General features: G+C 54.3%; 10 protein-coding genes. All 10 read right to left on the bottom strand.

From position 1 onward, the window contains the following. Positions 1 to 139: 139 nt before the first annotated feature. Entirely contained in the window at positions 140 to 1,225 is a 1,086-nt protein-coding gene (gene prfB, locus IT415_00165; GenBank protein MCC7543117.1) for a peptide chain release factor 2, read from the bottom strand. A gap of 117 nt (positions 1,226 to 1,342) precedes the next feature. Then, complete coding sequence (locus tag IT415_00160; GenBank protein MCC7543116.1) at positions 1,343 to 2,539, bottom strand: DUF11 domain-containing protein; 1,197 nt, start codon at positions 2,537 to 2,539, stop codon at positions 1,343 to 1,345. A 290-nt stretch (positions 2,540 to 2,829) separates the two neighbouring features. Next, on the bottom strand, positions 2,830 to 3,864 hold the full coding sequence (locus IT415_00155; protein MCC7543115.1) for a hypothetical protein: 1,035 nt from the start codon (positions 3,862 to 3,864) through the stop codon (positions 2,830 to 2,832). A 163-nt stretch (positions 3,865 to 4,027) separates the two neighbouring features. Beyond that, positions 4,028 to 5,038 carry a hypothetical protein gene (locus IT415_00150; protein ID MCC7543114.1) on the bottom strand — a complete coding sequence of 337 codons (1,011 nt, stop codon included), beginning with the start codon at positions 5,036 to 5,038 and terminating at the stop codon, positions 4,028 to 4,030. 282 nt (positions 5,039 to 5,320) lie between these two features. Further along, positions 5,321 to 6,820, bottom strand: coding sequence for a hypothetical protein (locus IT415_00145; GenBank protein MCC7543113.1), 1,500 nt, complete (start codon positions 6,818 to 6,820; stop codon positions 5,321 to 5,323). Positions 6,821 to 6,947: 127 nt separating this feature from the next. Beyond that, positions 6,948 to 11,585: a hypothetical protein gene (locus IT415_00140; protein MCC7543112.1), complete on the bottom strand. Its 4,638-nt coding sequence runs from the start codon at positions 11,583 to 11,585 to the stop codon at positions 6,948 to 6,950. A gap of 16 nt (positions 11,586 to 11,601) precedes the next feature. Beyond that, complete coding sequence (locus IT415_00135; GenBank protein MCC7543111.1) at positions 11,602 to 12,000, bottom strand: hypothetical protein; 399 nt, start codon at positions 11,998 to 12,000, stop codon at positions 11,602 to 11,604. Between the two features lie 71 nt (positions 12,001 to 12,071). Beyond that, positions 12,072 to 14,693: a preprotein translocase subunit SecA gene (gene secA / locus IT415_00130; protein MCC7543110.1), complete on the bottom strand. Its 2,622-nt coding sequence runs from the start codon at positions 14,691 to 14,693 to the stop codon at positions 12,072 to 12,074. A 996-nt stretch (positions 14,694 to 15,689) separates the two neighbouring features. After that, complete coding sequence (raiA, locus tag IT415_00125) at positions 15,690 to 16,046, bottom strand: ribosome-associated translation inhibitor RaiA (GenBank protein MCC7543109.1); 357 nt, start codon at positions 16,044 to 16,046, stop codon at positions 15,690 to 15,692. Next, on the bottom strand, positions 16,043 to 17,269 hold the full coding sequence (gene serS / locus IT415_00120; protein ID MCC7543108.1) for a serine--tRNA ligase: 1,227 nt from the start codon (positions 17,267 to 17,269) through the stop codon (positions 16,043 to 16,045). Before serS ends, raiA begins: the two co-directional genes overlap by 4 nt. Positions 17,270 to 17,278 lie beyond the last annotated feature (9 nt).

Raw genomic sequence — 17,278 nt, 5'->3', positions numbered from 1 at the left:
GGTATCTACAACATATTCTTGATCGTGCGATGCGCGAGCTCGTCGTATCTGCTCGAGCTCAACCGGGAGGCTACGATGCAGCTTGTCGTCTTTGCTATGAAGAAATTGTTCACCCTCGCGTGGCATAGATACATGTATGCTATACTTTACGGATTTGTTTCGTCAAATAAGCTTCTATAAAGGGTTCTATCTCGCCTGAGAGCACCCCTTCAGTGTCGCTTGTCTCGTAGTCGGTCCGATGATCTTTGACCTTTTGATACGGATGCAGCACATATGATCTGATCTGTTGACCCCAGTCTGCGGAGGTAATCTTGCCTCGCAAGTCAGCGATCGAATCGAGATGTTGTTCGCGTGCGAGTTCAGCCAAGCGTGCGGCGAGAATGCTCATCGCTTTCGCCTTATTCTTCAGCTGCGAGCGCTCATTTTGAATACTCACCACAATACCGGTTGGGATGTGGGTAATGCGCACTGCCGAGTCAGTCGTATTCACGCTTTGGCCACCATGCCCGCCAGCGCGGAATACATCGATTCTCAAGTCTTTTTCATCAAGGTGGGCTTCTTCCATCGGAATCTCTGGCACGACATCTACGAGCGCGAAGCTCGTTTGACGCAAATTATCACTATTGAATGGACTGAGACGCACTAATCTATGCACGCCCTTCTCGCTCTTCAGCTTGCCATAGGCGTAGGGGCCGCTGATCTCGAGAGTCGCAGATTTGATGCCAGCTTCTTCACCACGCGAGATATCAACTAGTGTAGCCTGGAGATCGAGCTTCTCGGCTGCACGGGTATACATCGTCAGCAGCATCTCGGCCCAATCTTGCGCATCAGTACCGCCCACACCGGCTGAAATCTGCACGATCGCAGGTGACTTGTCGTATCTGCCAGACAATTTCACCGTTAGCATCATATTGCGCACTGACTCCGCCATGCTGTCGGTCGTTTCGCGAAAGGTATCGAGTAACGTGTCATCCGACATTTCCGCCAGCTCGAGATTAGTCTTGAGTGATTCTTCGATAATGTCCCAGCTTTCAATAAATTTACGCAGGAGCGCCGCCTCACGACTCACCCGCTGCGCCTCGCCTTGGTCAGACCAAAAATCGGACGCGTTCATCCGAGCCTCGAGCTCTTCGAGTACTTTTTGCTCGGACTGCAAATGCAACTGCTCCTTGGCAGCTTGGACTTGCTCAAGCAAATTACTCAGTTCTTCAATAATTGGTTTCATGTCTGTGCAGTACTTTATTAAGATTGTATTATACCTCAAATACACAAAAAGGCCGTTCGAGCAGATGCTCTTCAGGCCTTTTTGGTACACCTCACATGAGGCGATAATTCACCGAGCTTATTGGTTTCGAAGTGCGCTCGTCAAAGCCTTGCGGCTTCGGCGGTAGAAGTAGCCAGCATAGGTCAAACCGGTCGTACCGAGCAGACCTGCTGCAGCCCCTTCAAGACCAGTCTCTGGCAAACTCGTGCCAGTCCCACCCGTTACCGGTGTGGTTGGAGTTGGAGGAGTAGGATTACAGCGGCTATCGCCTACTGGAATACCCGGCTTACATTCCTTAGGACCTTCAACGGTTACCTTGGTGTGAGCCTCGGCAAATTTCATTTGTTCGCCAACTTTCACGCCTGCAACGTTCTTGAGGTCATAGCTACCTGGTTTAAGATCACTAGCAATCTTCACCTGATACATGACATATCCGACTGCACCTGGAGCATAATCGCCGACATTGATGCCACCCTTTGTGAGGTTGTCAGAGACAGCCACACCATCAGGATGGTTGCCATTCGCGAGCTTGGTGCTACCAGCTACGTAGGTTACGTTTGCAGGAAGGGTGTCAGCAATCTGAACGTCTTTGAGTACAGTGTTGCCACCGTTTTGGAATTTAATACGATATTCGAGTGTGTCACCAGACTTAGCAGTGTTTTCGGTTACCCAGTCTTTTTGACCAAGTACACGCACTTGCTTGCTGATACCTACGATGTCAGTCTTGACGCGCAGCTTCACGGTGAGGGTTGCCTCGAAGTTAAAGCATGGCTTTGCATTCTCGAGAACCACACCACCATTCAAGAGCGCTTGCTCCTGAGCTGGCGTAAGGCCTTCAGTCACCCAGTTTGGCTGCTCGTTAGTGCCTTTGTTGTGGCGCCACATAGCGGTGCCAGGGACCATTTCGAGACGGCTGTTTTCTGGGGTCAGATTGACAGTAGCGTTGGTGTTTACGGTATTACCGTTGTCGGCACTGATTGTACCGTTGATGTTTTGGGTTTTGCCAGCGGCAGTCGGAAGCTGAAGCTTGGCTTTGAGATTTTGAGCGACCTTATTGCTGTCTGGGTTTTCCATGTTGTGATACCACAACTGAACCTGAACAGTTTCGTCGGTCTTTGCAGTGGTGCTTGCATTGTACATTTGCTCACCCGCAGAAGCGTTTGCTACACCGAGACGTGATTCGAGACGAACCGTGTCAGTAGCGTGCGCAGCGAGTGGAAGCAAAGCCAATCCAGCAGCCAAGGCAATATTGCGAACTTTTGTAAGCATAGTCATAGAAGACTCCTTTCTTCTGAGCAATGAGCTCGAAAGTGCTTATGTTATGTAATATATTTGCAGTACCGTCAATGACGTAAGAATAGCGTATTCCACTTCTCATATAAGCTGTGAAAGGTCGCTCCACCAGATGGCGTATGACTCATAGATATTATCATACATAAGCATATTTGTCAATGACTTTCGTATTATGATCTACCGATAAGTAAAGAAGAGGGGCCGAGCGCATACGCGCTCGGCCCCGGATGGAACCTGAACTACTACCGAGTGAGGAGGACAAGCCCCCTATTCTAGCAGAAGGCAGGCGGACTGGCCGACTGACAGGGATCACCCTGTGCCGGCGGGTCGGTCGTCACCGGCGCCTCGGGAGGCGGGGTGGGGGCGAAGCTCACCGGTGGGGTGGCCCCTGGTGGGATCGTCGACCCCGGAACCGTCGTTGCCGGGTTGAAGCCCGGGGTCGGCGGGAGAGTCGACGGTGGCTGGTACGGCGGAGTGCCGACGTCACCGCCGGTACCGCAGACCCACTGACCCCCGACGAGCTTCCAGCCCTTATCGCACTTCCAAGTCGTCGTCGGAGACGGCGGCACGGTCGTGGCAGGAGGCTGGGTGGTCACCGTCGGCGGAGCCGTGGTGGGTGGAGTCACCGTGGTCGGGGGCTTCGGCGGCTGCTTGGGCTGCCTCGGGGAAGGAGGCTGGGTCCGAGGAGGAACAGCCGGAGGGAACGATTGCTCCACCGGCTGGAATCCACAGTCCAGCTTGAGATTCTTCACACCCTGGGGCGTGTCGAACCGCAGCACCCCGAAGCTCGGCTTGTCCGGGGAGGCATTGAACACCTCCGGGATCTGCCGACCTTCCGTCACCATGTACAGGGTCTTGTACGACCCCGACATCGTCTCGACGCGGGGGTTTCCCTGCGCCACGGCGTTGGTGACCGCCAGGACCGTCAGACGCCAGGCGTCCGGGTTCTGGACCAATGCAGCCGTCTTGTCGACCCGCTCGTCCGGAGACGAGAAGGTGTCGGAGACGTCCTCCTGCAACGCCACAGCCAGAGCGGGGTCGCTGCAGAGTCGGTTCCGCAAGTCGGCCTGAGCCGCGTTTACCTCTTCGGTCACGGCTGGGCCGAACTTGTGGCCACCGACGTCCTGAGCGAAGAAGTGCACCGTGGTGGCGCAAGTGTCTCCGCTCGGAGGTGCCGTCGGGACGGTGGTCGTCGTGCTATCCGGACCTGGGTCCGCGATGACCCGGGTGAGGGTGGGGGTCGCCCACAGCAGGATTGCTGCGGCGAGCAGAATCAACGGTCCTGCGAAGAAGAATCTCCGTTGCATGATGTCTCTCCTCGAGACTCGGGCCCCTCTCGCGAGGAGCGGGTTGTTCAGGTTCAGGTTCGGGTACCGGACACCACCGAGGTGCTGTGCGGTATAAAACCATAACGATTATGAAAAAAGTAGGCGGTGGTGGGGTCCAAGAAGGACCCCACCACCGAGATGATCAGTTGAGCGCAGCAGCGCCGGCTTGCGCCGCGCCGTTGCCGGACGAACCAGCAGCTGCAGCGGCACCCACCACGGGCTGTGACGCGGTCTGGAAGACCGTACCACCCGGGTGGCCCGCTTGCACAGAGGGCTGCACCTGGGTCGGCACCGGAGGCACCGGAGGCACAGGAGCAGGAGCAGGAGCAGGAGCAGGACTGGCGGGTGCGGCGGGAGTTCCGCCGATGATCGCCTGACCCACACGCTGTCGGACGCCAGCGGCTGCGGCCGAAGCCGAACCGCCGCTGATACGCACCACAGACAGCGCACCCCAGACGACGGCGCCGATGATCAGGGCCCACACCGTGCGCATGCGCCAGGTGTCTGGGAAGCTGATCAGGGCCGTGACCAGGAATGTCAGAGCTGCTGCCAGCATACCGGCGAGCATGCCGCGCCGGATGGTGTCGGTGACGTCAGCCCTCGACATGGCCGAGGCAGCCGCGAAGGCCTCCTCAGCACGTCGACCAGCGGTGTCCGCCTGATCGGCGATACCAGTGACCTTGGCGTCGAGCTCGTCGATCCGGTTGTGTGCACGAGCCACTTCGGGCCCTTGCAGGTGTACAACCCCGGCGAGGTCGTCGTGGTCGGTGCGAAGCTGTCGCTGCGCGCTCTCCACTGCGGTGACGCGCTCCTCGAGCTTGGTGATCCTGGGAAGGACCTCCTGCTCGAGATGGAGCTCGATGGCCTTATGGATGACGTGAGGCTTGACCCCGTGCTCCTTCATGTCCTCGATCCACGTGACCAGACTGGCCACCTGAGCCGCGAGCTCGGTGACGTCCTGACCGGACTGCTCGAGCCGTCGAACGCGCTCGATGGTCTGGTTCAGGCGCGAACGATCTCGCGTCTGCAGGTGGACCATGCCACCCAGATCGGCGGCGAGCTTGTCCAGCCGCTTGCCGTGGGCCCGGAAGCCCCCGACAGTGGCAGAGCGGAGCTTGTCCAGCTCGGAAGGGGTGTTGGCGGTTTGCGCCATGTCGGTGACCTCCTGTGGGTCGGGTTAGTTGGTTGGTTGTGTTCAGGCTCCACGTACATCGATCTGATGCGCGTAGAGCTCTAAACACAACTCTGCTGCCTATAGCTCAACTGAATAGATAGTAGGTTCACTCCACCTATGAGAAGGAGTTGCGTGCATGTTATCATAATTTGACAAAAAAATCAAGCCCCTATGGTCATGTGCTGACAATAATTGAGTCAAGTTTGATCAAGAAAATAAAACACCCCTGGTAAAGCCGAAGCTCTACCAGGGGTACACCATCTAGTCCAACAGGGCCGCGAAGACAGCCTCGGGATCGACACCCTGGTCGAACATGAACTCGGTATCTCGCGTGATACGAGCGAGCTCATCGTCCAGATCGTCGACCACATCCGTCACGTCACCCACGGGCTCGTCGCCCATGGATTCGGCATCGGTCGACTGGGTAGCAGAAGTGTCGGGGCCTTCCGGCTCATCCGTCTCTGCCGACCAGTCGTACGGCTTGTCCTCGGTCGTGCCATCAGTGCGCACGATACGAATACCGCCTCCCGGCAGGCTGGACACACGCTTGACCGGTGCCCGTGAGGCATCCGCGCTCTCGGTCGAGAACGGACTTCCTTCGGTGCTGGGCGCAGGCTGGTCGCCATTCCTGGCTTCCCTCCTGGCATCCCTGACCGCCTGGCGCGTTCGAGCCTGCCAGTCCTCATCCGACTCACCTTCGAGCCGGTCGAGAATCATCCCAGTGCGATGCACCCGGAACTGACGCTCGGGATCGAGCACTTCAGTCACGGGCGAATCGGCGTCCGAGCTGACCTGAGCCGGCTCTGCGTCCCCGGAATCCTTGTCGGGCTCCGTGGAAACGGGATCGGGCTTCGTGGCGGGCAGGGGCGGAAGTGAGAGCACGGGTGACGCCGCTTCCTGAGACCGAGGCTCGCGGGTACGCACCGGCTTCGGCTTGGTGCCGGGCCAGTACCAGTCCGCGAGGACCTCCTCGGGCTCACGCTCTTCCTTGCTCATCCAGAAGGCAGCACCGTAGTACCACGTCTTCTTGATGAGTTCGGGGTCCTTCTCGAGCTCGGCTCGAGTCGGCGAATAGGCCTTGTCCTTCTTGCCGATCCTGAAGAGCTGATCTTCGTTCATGCCAAGCTCGAAGCCCAGCGTGAAGATCTTGTCTGCCAGCGGCTGGACCTGGCCGGAAGCACGAGCAGCGACGATGAACTCCATCAGCTCCTCCTTGGCCTCGTCGACCGTCAGAGAGCGTGAGAAGTTCGTAACAGCTGCTGCATCACTCGACCCATCGGCGTCCGTGTCGGACTCCGCGGGCTCAGCCGTAGTGGACTGCGCAGCAGCGATCCAGGAGGCAACCGCCTCCCGCAACGCCTTGCGCGCCGTGGTGGCCGGAACGATCGCCTTGTCAGCGCCGTTCTCGACGTTGGCGGCGTACCACGCACGGATGCGCAGCATCGCCACCCCCTCGTCGGCATCGACGCCTGCGGCGACCAGGTCCTGGCAGAGATCCCTGATGAGGATGCGCCGTGGGGTCGTGGAAGCGCTGGAGTCAGCGGTGGGCTCGCTCGCCTCCGGCTGGCTCTCGCCATCTGTCTCGGACGACTGTGCGTCCCGATCGCTCGAATCGGGATAGCCCGACTCGTCTTCGATCTCGGCACGTGGTGAGAACTTGATCACCTGCGCAAGCGCAGGGTCCTGTTCGCCCCCGAACAGGGCGGGGTCCAAGTCCTTGAGGGACTTAAATACATGTGTTCTGGTGGGCTTGGGAGACATACATCTCCCCCTTTCTGTTGATTCGAATGTGATGGTGCGTTGACTGCAAACCCCGAGATCGGGGTAGGTCTCGCGAATATTAGCATATTTATCTGAAAAAGTCAATCAAATGATCTGGCGATAGTGCCTATGCAGCCGCTTGGGTCGCCTCGATAGGCTCAAACCGAATTCTTCCATCAGGGTCGGTCACGACTCGATTCGGTCGGCCGCCGATCATCTGGATCTGATCGGTTGGAGGAGTCGGTGGTGGCGCGAGCGTTTCACCGGATGGTGCTTGCTGATCAGGCTCTGGTGATGCCGCAACCTCTGCGGTTATTGCTTCAGTCTGAGTATCTCCTACTGGCGCAACCGGTGCCGGCTGGACCTCGGGTGCTTCTTGAGGGACATCGGCCGTGGGAGTGTTCTCTGGGGATGAGACCGGTTGCCGCAGCGTAGACTCAGCGGCCAATCCACCGCCTGCCAGGGTCGTAAGGCGAAGCAATAGATTCTCACGAGCCGATTGCAGCGATCGTACTCGTTCACGGCGTCGAGCATATTCGACCTGCCAGTGCTGCCGTTCGCGCGCACTGCGAGATGCATTCTTCACTCGCTCCTCTGTCTGGTGCAAAGCCGCAATGGTTAGTTCTGAGCTAATCTGCACTACTCCAGTTAACCAACGATATTCTTCAGCTTTAAGCTGCTTCCCGCCCTGCACTCTACGGATCATGTTGCCCAGTCGGCCAAACGCAACTTGTGGCTGCTCAAGCTTGAACCCAAGCTCATCAAATTTCTTCACACTATCAACAACATCATAGAGCAGTGTCAATTGATCCATTTGCTCGGCGTTGAATTGACGCTCTAGCCGATTGAAATATTCGGTAGCCGCCATAATATCTCGAGTAGCATCAAAGCTATCCTGATCTGAACGTGCTCCGATCCGAGCCCCTGCTAGTTCAAGCATCGCCTTCATTGCAATCAGATCGCCCTGAGAGTACAAACCACTTCGCACTCGCTCGCACAGATCCTGAAATCCTTCACTATCCGCATTTAGGCCCGCAAGTCGCATCATATCCGCAGCTGTAGCAGTGGCGGCTTCGCGATCGTTGATCCGCCGTGCAAGCGACTCGGCTCGAGGAGGAATTTCGGCAATCGCAGCACTTCCTGTAGTCAGCTCGCCTCGCGCAGGATTGACGGGTGGAATCTCAGGTAGCGGGCCTGGAGAGGGATCTTGGTCAGTCACCTGTCCGGGTCCTATTTCACCAAATGGTATTGGTCCTCTACCAATAGCTGGCAGGGGGTCGCTAGCGGGAGGCAATGGTATAAGAGCGTCATTAGCTGCTGGGTTAAATGTGCGCCGTCCAGCCCCTGAGCCGTCTGGATTTGTAGGGCGTATAGTAGCGCCTTCACCTCGTCTCTCGCGCCGCGGAGGGATCGCTTCAAGACCAAAGCGCGACAGTGGGATAGGCACAAAGAACCATGGCGCATCTGTGACAGTCGTCGTTTCTGAGCCTGGCTCCATGGCAGTAATCACCGTACTGGCGAGCGTCTTCGTGCGAGGCACAGGTACATCGACCCCAGTCGTGCGATCTTCGCCGACGCAGGTTGCTAAAATATCAAATTTGGCACGCCCATCAGCAGCGACACCGTTACCAGTGCCCACTTCCCAGAAGGCTGCCTTAAGTTTGATATCACCGCCACTGAGATCAAATAGCGTTTGAACTTCAGGACCATTGACCGGCAATCGCAAGGTGCCATCCGGTAATACGTCGAGAGCAATTGGCTGTGACTGGTGGGTGCGATCAAGCGAGAAGAGCATCTTTCCATTCCCCTTGCGGAATTCCGCCAGCGCATCGACGTATCGACCATCTCGGAAGCTGCCGCCCAAGCGCATCTTGCCTGCATCAAGCACCAATTGATCACCCTCCACGCGCCAATAAGCACGCAGCTCGTTTAGGTCAAACTCAGTAGTGTTATTATTCATCCACTCTCGAGCGATGCGAGGCTGCTGCGAAGCGATGAAGTTATTGTCTAGATGTACTTGCTCCGGTACATCTGCAACCGTCGACAAGGTAGTCTCGATTTTCATGCCCTTACCCTCGAGAAGCGCTATACTATCTGGAGTGAGTCCACCTTCAGGGGTTGTATGCAGACCGTCCGCCACCAGCTCACCTTTTGTATTGAAAATCGCCGTACCATTCCCATTTGGACTAGCATCAAATCGCCAGTCTTTCGGCATATCATAATTTACACCTAGAACATCATGCGAAGAGTTTTCCATTGGGCGCGGTGGCGTGCCTTTAGTCTCTGTCAACCAGCCAAGTCCCAGTTTGCTATCCGCCAGCTCTAGACCTTCTTTGACCAACCACCCACTAACCACTCCACCAGCTACAGTCAGGGCAGCTTTCGTAACTGCTCGCTTCTTAGCAAACGACTCGAACTTCTCATCGCCTGCCGCCTGGGCAACTTCGAGCTGTGACTCCTTATACAACTTAGCCTGCTGATCGATAACCTCTTGAATTGAGCTATATCCTGGTGGCAAAAGATCTGGGTGAGCAGTGTAGTAATCCTCGAGAAGCGAGGAGAGAATAATAACTTTTGTATCGATTGCCAATCGCTCTTCTTCCATCGTATCCTCTGAGCTAAACCGAATGGTGTCTTGCTTATTTAAGTCACCCCACTGTAAACGTGATCGTACCTCAACAAGTTTCGCAACCATGTCGTTGAGTTGGGCTCTGTCTACTGCTGTCCCGTCTTCTGGATAAGCGAGAATTGCTGCATCAAGACCATTGATAATCGCTACTGACGGCACGAGGTCTTGCAGGGTCTCAGTCAGTTTCTCGCGGTGCGGCACAGTCTCGAGATTTGTATCGTCAGAAGGACCCTGCTCACCAGTTGCACGTTGCCTGGCCGTGACAGCTCGCTCAGTTGCCACCGTCCGCTTCTCCCTCATGTAGGCGCCGATGCCTGCTATCCCGGCGCCAGCTCCGAGAGTCCCGTACCGCAATGCCTTAGAAGCCATGCTCGTAGAGCCACGCGTCAACAACGCACCTGTTGCAGCGATTGCTATAGCAAGCGTCTTTTCGCTTGCCACGACCCCAATCCCACGAGCCTGAAGTTTTTGGATGATGCGATTTGTGGTAGGAAGCTCAGTTTCAGTACGAGGACCTATCTTCGCCTCGCCAGTTACGAATCTCATCGTCGCCAGAGCTTCATCGACATCCTCCATACTTCGAGTGTGTTCGAAATGAGCCCGCAATGTCTCAGCATACTGAGTGATGTTGTCGACCGTATCGACAATGAGCTCTCCACTGGCATCACGCCGCTTGTGATCCCAATCGCCTGACACGATAATGCGTTCTTTAGCTTCCAGGAAGTCCTCACGTGACATCGCTGGATCAGTCGCAAATTGCTTACACAAATCAGCGATTTGGCTCTTCATCGCAGCCACTGCTGGGTCTGTCTCACCTTGAACTTTCTCACCTTCGTGTATCAGAGTAGCCGCTTCTCCATCTCTCCCTGCTTCACGAGCGGCTTGACCACCACCAAGACGCTCGATGGTCGCTTGCGCAGTCTTGTCAGAAAACGCTATCTCATCCTGTCGATCGCCATTAATAAATTCATACAGCCGGCTCTGGACCGTTGCATTACGCATGATGTTTTGGCGCCAAACTGTCTCGACTGGATGACGCGCCGTGTAGTACATCTTGAGCAGTCCACGACCTATAGTACTCTTAGCCACCCCAGGATGCTTGTCATAAAAGGCCTCCATCTTGGCATCAAGCTCTGCCTTGTCTTTCATAAGCTCTTCTTCAGCCTCTTGATGAGCCTTCGCAAACTTCGAGTCACGTACATCGGCTACACCGATCGTCGCGCCAAGCAGAGGATTCTTCGGCTCAGTCGGAGGTTCGGTCGGGGTGGTCGGTGGCACTGCATCAGGAGGACCAGGAGGAACCGAGGTGGGTGGACCGGGTGGAGTTGTTGGGGGAGCTGGTGGCTGTGGTGGTCCTTCGACAGGATCCTCTGGGGGTTCTGCGGGCGGATCATTGACTACCCGAAACTCATTCCCGCGACCTACGATGAATTGCAAACCATTATACGCATCACTCCGCAAGGCAAGCTGAGGCTCTTCTCCTGGCAAACCCACAAAACCAATCACTACTGCTTCAATAATGTCGCCATCTTTTTCTTGGTAAGTAATCGTATCGCCCCAACCTACTTTGACGCCATTAAAGGTAAACGTGCCTTCCCACGCGCCATCGATGAGCTTTTCTCCGTTTTCTTGCTCTGTAGGAATAGTCTCAGCTGCTTCACTAGTATTGCTCGCGCCAGCTTCTGGACTAACCCCGAGAATAGTACAGGGCTGACCTTCGCTGTTCTTTTCTGCCTCCGATAGGCGTCTTTGGAAATCCTCAACCTTGTCTTGTAGCAACTTCACTCGGTCTGGATGGTCTTGGTTTAGTAACGCTCGTTGGAGAGCTGCTTCAGCTGCAGCGGTTTCGTTGCGTAAGACACCCAACTGCGTGACCCCACTATCAGGGGTGGTATTTGTTTCGGATCGAGTTGCGTCTGCCGGGGCAGCCGATGCAAATATAGATTCGGGTGTCTCTCCGGGCTGCTTCTGTGCTACACCACTCAGGCGATCCCAGACACTATCCTTATCAGCTGGCGCACTCGAGTCAGGGCGCTCCTGGTCTTTGACAATCTGCCGTAATTCATCAGTAACTGTGCTCTCACGAGCCTCATCAGCATGAACCTGTTCGTCATTGTTGATCATTGTTTCTGCCATGATTGTTTAAGAATTATTACGCCACCACACCAAGATACGTGGTTCTAAACCTCAGCAAGGCCTCCGTTAATCGCTTCGACAGGTCTGGAATCTTACTCTCGGCAAAAGCTTGTAGTTGCTGCTGCGTAGCCCCATTGTCAATCATTTTTTCAAACTCAGCCGTGTCCACATCGCTCAGAGCTTGGACAATAACTTGCGTCGAGAGCACCTCCAGTCGCTGCATGATATCGGCCTTCATACCAGCCACGAGCTCTGCATCTAGATCAAGAACACCTCTCTCGATGAGTAAATTCTGAGCAAATACTTCCAGCGCGTTACTGGTCGACCCGTCTGTTGCCGCCTGCGGCATCACAGGTGCTGCCCCGCTAGGGTCTTGCGTCTGGCCCGGCTGCGGCACATTCGCGTTCTGATCCATATTGTACCCTCATATTATTTTCATATGTAGTATACATAACCGGAATCAATAATGGCAATATCTGGACTGATTTAGCGACGCTTTTTCTTCTTGTGCTTCTTCTTGGATGAAGGCTTTGTAGTTGTACGTCTGATCACGCCCTTTTCGCGCCCGCTACGCGCCGACTCACGCAGCGCCCGATCCCTCGAGACTTTTGCATCAGACTGTGAAGATGCCGCGATATCTACCGCCTGCTTAACGGCTTTGGTAATCTCGGTCTCGATAGCCTGCTCTTCTGGCTTGGCGGCCAGCTCGACGCGCACCTTAAAGAATGTATGTGCAATCTCAGAGTCAACTCGACGCTGCAACTCGCCAAACATACGGAATGACTCCTGTTTGTACTCCACAAGTGGATCGCGCTGAGCGTACCCACGCAAACCAATCCCGCCTCGCAGATGCTCCATCGCCTCGAGATGTTCAAGCCAAGCCGAGTCGATCGTATTTAGCGAGACCATGCGCTCGATCACCATCACACCTTCGTCACCAAACTCTAAGTACCGCTGACGGTAGGTCTCTTCAACAATATCCATAAACTGCTTGATGATCACATCATGATCACGGGTCTTCTGACTCGTCTCCCAGCCTTTTTCAAGCGGGATCACATCGCGCACCGCCGCGGCCAACTTCTCGAGATCCAGAATGCCAGTCTGCTCATCAGTTGCGCCAGCTATCAGCGCCCGAAACTCAGCTTCGAAGATCGGTAGCATGTCGTCCTTAAGCGAATCTTTCTTCAGAATAGCGCGACGACGAGCATACATAATCTCGCGATGCTGGTTCATAACATCGTCGTATTCGACAAGGTTCTTGCGGATATCGAAGTTATGACCTTCAACCTTCTTCTGAGCCGACTCGAGCGATCGCGACACCATGCGATTCTCGATCGGCGTATCGTCCGGCAGACCTAATGCATCCATCATCGTGCCAATACGTTCACTACCAAAGATGCGCATCAGATCATCTTCGAGAGAGACATAGAATTGACTTGAACCAGGATCACCCTGTCGACCAGCGCGTCCACGCAGCTGATTATCGATACGACGCGACTCATGGCGCTCAGTACCGATAACGTGCAGGCCACCCAGCTCAGCAACCTCGTCATCGAGTACGATGTCTGTACCACGACCAGCGATGTTTGTTGCAAGCGTCACAGCACCTTTCTGACCCGCCGCGGCGATAATCTCAGCTTCGGCCTCATTATTCTTCGCATTCAGTACGCGATGTGGCACGCCAGCCTTCGTGAGCTGAGCGCTTAAGTGCTCATTCTTTTCGATCGACACGGTACCAAGAAGTACCGGCTGACCTTTCGCGTGTCGCTCAGCCACATCCTGAGCAACAGCTTCGAACTTAGCTTTCTCGGTCTTGTAAATCTTGTCGGGCATATCCTCACGAATCATCGGCTGGTGCGTTGGAATTGTCGTCACGTCAAGCTTATAGATCTTGCCGAATTCTTCGGCTTCGGTCACCGCAGTACCAGTCATGCCTGAAAGCTTCTTGTAGAGACGGAAGAGGTTCTGGAATGACACAGTCGCCAGCGTTTGACTCTCCTGCTGGATCTCCACACCTTCCTTTGCCTCGATCGCCTGATGCAATCCTTCGCTATATCGACGACCAGGCAACATGCGACCGGTGAATTCATCGACAATAATTATTTCGCCATCCGCAGACACAACATAGTCACGGTCTTTTTGGAACACCGCTTCAGCCTTGAGCGCAGCCTCGATATGATGCACATCCTCTATCCGACCAGCTTCGTACACATTGTCAACTCCAAGCGCTTTTTCGATTCTGGTAATCCCGCCTTCGGTGATACTCACGGCCTTCTGCTTCTCATCGACAGTGTAGTCCTCATCGCGCTTCAAACTAGCGGCGATCTTTGCGAACTGATAATACCGGTCAGTCGGTTTCGCATGCGGCTGCGAGATAATGAGCGGCGTGCGCGCTTCATCGATCAAAATTGAGTCAACTTCGTCAACAATCGCATAGTGAAGTGAGCGTTGAACCATTTGATCAACGTGCTGGACCATGTTGTCACGCAAATAATCAAAGCCAAATTCGTTATTCGTGCCATAGGTAATATCTGCCGCGTAGGCTTCCTTGCGTGTCACAGGGCGCAGGTGACGCAGACGTTCGTCAGCGTGGGTGTCATCTGTGTAATCCGGGTCATAGACGAAGCTCGAGTCGTGCATAATAACTGCCGTCGAAAGTCCGAGAAAATGATATATCTGACCCATCCAGCCAGCGCCGATACGAGCGAGATAATCGTTGACCGTTACAAGATGTGCGCCCTCACCTTCTAGGGCGTTGAGATAGAGTGGCAGGGTTGCCACCAAGGTCTTCCCTTCACCGGTACGCATCTCGGCAATGCCACCCTGGTGCAGCACGATTCCACCGAGCAACTGCACGTCGAAGTGTCGTTGCTTGATGACGCGGTGCCCGGCTTCACGCACCACCGCAAACGCTCGCTCAAGGATATCATCGAGCTGCTTACCAGACTCAAGCTCAGCTTGAAACTTCTTCGTTTCGGCCTGCATCTGCCTGTCGGACAGAGCCCTCATCTCATCCTCAAGGGCGTTAATACGCTCCACACGGGCACGTAATTTGCGTACCACGCGCTCGTTTGGATCCCCTAAAATACGTGTAAATATATTTGTCATATAACCTGATAAGTATAGCAGAAAACATCTTTTGCAGATACAAAAATAGCTCGCTTCTTCTTTGAGAAACGAGCTTAATAGGGTGTGGGCCCATTTCGGGAGATATCTTCCCAGAGAGCATTCGGATCGTCCAGTAATTCATGGAAGTCAATGAGATCATCGACACCAATGACCGGCCCTATGTGCTCTTCATCAAGCTCTGCAGGCCTATGCCAATAGTCTATACGCGCCCCGGCAGATATTAAGATAATATCTACACTCTCATCAGAAGCTCGAACTTGAATACCAGAGCAAGTAGGACACCGAAGAACATATGAGCTTTCCCCGGTCTCAACACAAATCCGTACCTGTATATCTTTCGCCCAAATTTTCTTGTCACCGCAAACACTACAGGTCACCAGAACTAATCTCAACGTTCCCCCTTGAAGCAAGGTGCGTACTGCGTATTATGCGCCCGATCATGTCTGTCGGCAAGAAAAATCGGCTTCACTACAGATAGAGGGAAGCCGATACATTGAATTGCTCGATCAGGAATGTTCCCTTGGCAACATGATCTCTAGGTGTTCTGGATTGTTGTTTCCGGCTGGACACCATGCGATGTATGGCGTGTGAACGAGATCTAGCCCTCGTTTTTGCAAGCAATCAGGGCCATAAAAGCCAAGAATCATAAGCTGGAGCTCGATTTCAGGCGACATCCAAACTGCCGTATGTCGTCCGCAAATATGGCAGTCAAACTCAACCTGAGCTAGGTTCCCTGACACTATCCCCTGGATGATTTCGAAGACGCTTCGACTCGGGTTTGCACCACATATAGGACAAGGAATTCTGATTTCGCCCTGAGAGTTATTCGTGGGATTACGCATAACAGCATCCTTTATATTTACACCAGTGGAGTCAATTGATGACACATTGCATGCCAAGGCTCAATACCGACCATGACAAATGATCAGTACCCAAACCTAATGATTATACAGATTTTTGTAATAATGTCAATATCTATTCGGTAACTTCGGCCTGGAAGAACTTGCGTACATTTAGACGCTTAGGCGCGTGCTTGGCCTTGTATTTGCGAATTTGTTCTTTGAGCTTGGCTTCGAGGATGTCCACAACCGTATGCGGATTCATGCTTGCGGTCTCGGCGACAATTTCCTGCTTGGCTACAGAGATGTGCGCTAAACCCGAGTATCGCTTAGCTGGATCAGCCGCTTCATCGCGATGCAATTCGACGCGCATGCCAGTCGGTCGATGAGAATGTGGGAAATATCGATCAAGCTTTGAGAGCTTGCGCTCAATATAGCGCTTCAGTTCGCTGTCGGCGTCGAACTTGCGTACAGTCAGGTTAATCTTGATCATAGTGTTTCCCTTCCATAATGTTTTTGTAACACGGCTGGTATGTGGACATTGCCATCGGCGGTCTGGTGATTTTCGAGCAATGCCACGATGGTGCGCGAGCTCGTGATGGCAGTGCCATTAAGTGTGTGCACGTGCGCCAGATCACCCGCATCTGATCGATAGCGGATATTCAACCGGCGAGCCTGATAGTCGGTGCAATTACTACAGCTCGTGAGTTCACGCCATGTATTATCTGTAGGGTTCCAATATTCGATGTCATATTTCTCATACGCCGGAGCTGACAGATCCCCATCAGCGATACGAATGACACGATATGGAATCTCGAGTAAGCTACAGATCTTTTCTTCGAGCTTGAGGATGCGTTGCAGCATTGCATCGCTGTCTTCTGGTCTGGTATAAGCGTACATTTCTAATTTTTCAAACTGATGCACACGGAAGAGACCCTTGGAGAATTTGCCATATGTCCCGCCCTCCAGCCGATAGCATGGTGAAATCCCGGCCATAAGTTGTGGCTGCGAGACATCGATAATGTCATCCATATACATGCCAGTAAGCGGCAGCTCAGCAGTAGCGATAAGATTGAGATCTTCGCCCTCGACCTTGTAAATCTGGCGCTCCTCACCGCGTGGCAAGAAGCCAGTACCTTCAGCAACCCGAGTATTCACCATATGCGGCACCATCATCAGCTCGAAGCCTTCTTCGGCAATCACGTCACTAATCAGCGACACGCAAGCGCGCCACAGCTTAACTCCAGAGCCCTTGAGGAAGTAGAACCGGCTGCCGGCAACCTTCGCACCCGCCTCAAAATCCACAAACCTTAGCTTCTCATTCAGCTCTAGGTGATCGCGATAACGCTCGAGCCCAGTCGGCTTGACGCCACCCTGACGCTCCTCACGATTCGCTTCTTCTCCACCCTCGGGCGTATTTGGCGCAATCAGGTTCGGGATATCTCCCCACAGCGTCTTCCACTCCTGCTCGATATACTGGAGTTCTTCTTGCTTCTTCGTAAGCTCAGTCTTGGCCTTTTGGAGATCAGCCAGCTCATCCGGGCTCGGCTTACCAGAAAGTTTGAGTGCTGCTCGCAACTCATCAACCTGCGGAATAAGCTCACTCCGGCGCTCATCAAGCTTCACCCAGCGCTCCAGGTCAGCACTCAGTCCGCGCCGCTCTACGTTGTGTTTCAGCTCGTCTATGTGTTCTCGGACGTATTTCAGATCTAACATACTACTATT

This window comes from bacterium (assembly GCA_020854115.1).
Taxonomy (GTDB): Bacteria; Patescibacteriota; Saccharimonadia; order CAILAD01.
Note: the sequence above shows the minus strand (reverse complement) of the source record. Positions and strands in the feature narration are given on the sequence as shown.

Excerpts from the sequence above, each read along its gene's own strand:
- prfB (MCC7543117.1), bottom strand. The coding sequence starts at position 1,225 with ATGAAACCAATTATTGAAGAACTGAGTAATTTGCTTGAGCAAGTCCAA.
- IT415_00160 (MCC7543116.1), bottom strand. The coding sequence starts at position 2,539 with ATGACTATGCTTACAAAAGTTCGCAATATTGCCTTGGCTGCTGGATTG.
- IT415_00155 (MCC7543115.1), bottom strand. The coding sequence starts at position 3,864 with ATGCAACGGAGATTCTTCTTCGCAGGACCGTTGATTCTGCTCGCCGCA.
- IT415_00150 (MCC7543114.1), bottom strand. The coding sequence starts at position 5,038 with ATGGCGCAAACCGCCAACACCCCTTCCGAGCTGGACAAGCTCCGCTCT.
- IT415_00145 (MCC7543113.1), bottom strand. The coding sequence starts at position 6,820 with ATGTCTCCCAAGCCCACCAGAACACATGTATTTAAGTCCCTCAAGGAC.
- IT415_00140 (MCC7543112.1), bottom strand. The coding sequence starts at position 11,585 with ATGGCAGAAACAATGATCAACAATGACGAACAGGTTCATGCTGATGAG.
- IT415_00135 (MCC7543111.1), bottom strand. The coding sequence starts at position 12,000 with ATGGATCAGAACGCGAATGTGCCGCAGCCGGGCCAGACGCAAGACCCT.
- secA (MCC7543110.1), bottom strand. The coding sequence starts at position 14,693 with ATGACAAATATATTTACACGTATTTTAGGGGATCCAAACGAGCGCGTG.
- raiA (MCC7543109.1), bottom strand. The coding sequence starts at position 16,046 with ATGATCAAGATTAACCTGACTGTACGCAAGTTCGACGCCGACAGCGAA.
- serS (MCC7543108.1), bottom strand. The coding sequence starts at position 17,269 with ATGTTAGATCTGAAATACGTCCGAGAACACATAGACGAGCTGAAACAC.